Origin of the sequence: Pseudonocardia sp. N23, assembly GCF_002583555.1 — a bacterium.
In the GTDB taxonomy this organism is placed as follows: Bacteria; Actinomycetota; Actinomycetes; order Mycobacteriales; family Pseudonocardiaceae; genus Pseudonocardia.
In genome coordinates this window covers 68526-69170 of sequence record NZ_BEGX01000121.1, presented here as the reverse complement: position 1 = coordinate 69170, position 645 = coordinate 68526, and positions in this window count along the sequence as shown.

The window sequence follows — 645 nt, the reverse complement described above, 5'->3', positions numbered from 1 at the left end:
CGGGACTGCCATCTCGTGGCGCCGACCCGCTGTCGTTCTACTGTCGTTCCACAGTGAGGCGGGGCTGTCGAGTGATCGAGGCTGTGGGGCGCGTTCAGGGCCCGCTACGGGGCTGCCGGGCGGCGGCTGGGCGGCGGGCTGGGCGGCCACGCGGTGTTGCTCTCTGAGACCGTGACGTCATCGGTAGATGCATCGCCTCGGCCGACGGTGGGCCGCGCCGAATCGGCCAGGATCGGCAGCACATTGGTCGCTTGTGATCGGCCGAATCCGTCATGTCCTGGCCGATGGTTCTCGGCCAGGTATGTCAGCCGGGCTCGCCGTGCTGGCCGGTCCTTCGATCGGCTGAGACCGCCGCCGCGCCGCGCCGCCGCCAGTATCGTGATCTTGCTGTTGCTGTCGTCTGTGAGGAGTCCAACCCTGATGGTCGAGCCGACCACGCCGACCGCGCCGCGGTCGGGGCGCTCCCGTCGTCGCCCCGCCACGCGGGAGCACCTTGCCCGGTTGACCGCTGCCCGTGACCGGCTCGACGCCGAACAGGAGGCGCGGCGGCGCCGGGAAGACGAGCTGTTCGAGGAATTCGCCGCGGTCGCGGTCGCCCGTGACGACGCCGTCGCCGAGCAGGACCGCCGCCTAGCCGACCTGGAA